The 1,078-nt window shown below is 65.1% G+C and carries 1 protein-coding gene; it reads left to right on the top strand.

What is annotated here, in order from left to right; all coding sequences use genetic code 11:
- The first annotated feature begins 2 nt into the window (after positions 1-2).
- On the top strand, positions 3-794 hold the full coding sequence (locus EXE44_RS17010; RefSeq protein ID WP_241991868.1) for a hypothetical protein: 792 nt from the start codon (positions 3-5) through the stop codon (positions 792-794).
- Positions 795-1,078 lie beyond the last annotated feature (284 nt).

Genomic DNA, 1,078 nt, shown 5'->3' with positions numbered 1-1,078 from the left:
CGCTGACCGCGACGGCCGATAGTCCGGAGATAGCGCTCGAGAACCCGGAGATCGATGTCTCTCAAGGAGATTCGATCGAAGTTGGGGGAGAGTCGTACACGGTAACCGATATCTCGGAGACGCAGGAAGGCGGCGGCGGGCACGGCGGTGCGGCGACGACGGTGATTTCGGGGACACTCGAACGCGAGTACACCGCCGAGATGTCCGAGACGTGGGCGAACGGGTCGACGGTCGCCGTGGGCGACCGCAACTGGCGCGTCGAGATCCCCGGGGGGAACGCCACCGAGTTCACCCTCGTTGAGGTGCTCGACCGGCAGGCGATCCTCGAAGCCGACGACGCGGCCGAGAATCAGACGGTGACCCTCGACGACGGCGAGTACGTCGCGGTGACTGACGGTTCCGGTGAGCGGACGCTGGTGCCCGTCGACGAGTACTTCCGCGAGCCCGAGGAACGCTCGTACGCGACGGGCGAGACGCTCGAATACAACGGACAGACGGTCACCGTCGACGAGGTGACGGCCGACGGCGCCGTTCTCGTGTGGCAGGCGACCCAGACGGAGACGATCGACGTCGCTCAGGAGTCGGTCGTGACGCTCGGCGACACGGACTACATCGCGCACTTCCCCGACGCGTCGACGCTTCGGATGTCGACGGACATCGAGGCGTACGAGGCGCAAGTCGCCGAGATGGATCGGTTCAACCAGTACAACAGCGGTCTTTCACGCGTACTCGTCCTCTCGCTGCTGTCCTCGGTACTGCTCGCGGGGATGGCGTTTATCCCGTCGCGGTACTGATTTCCGGTCGGCCCGGGTCGTTGTTCGGGTTAATTTCCTGAAATTTCACCGACTGCGACCGCTGGACGAGGACCGGAAGCGCGCGATCCGGTGGTTCGTCGGCTGCTGGCGCGCGGGGCACGGCGACGAAGCGTGCCGAACGCTCGCGCCGATAACATCGGTGTCAGCCGGTCACGGTCCTGTCCCTCTCGATTTTATACGGCTCGGTCGCCTTCGGATCGGTATGAGCGACGAGAATCGGGCTCCGGTCACGTCGGAGCTTCCGGACGCACCGTTCCACACCA

This window comes from Halorubrum sp. SS7, from assembly GCF_005435055.1.
GTDB classification, from domain to species: Archaea; Halobacteriota; Halobacteria; order Halobacteriales; family Haloferacaceae; genus Halorubrum; species Halorubrum salinarum.
This window is presented reverse-complemented; position numbering and strand designations above follow the sequence as displayed.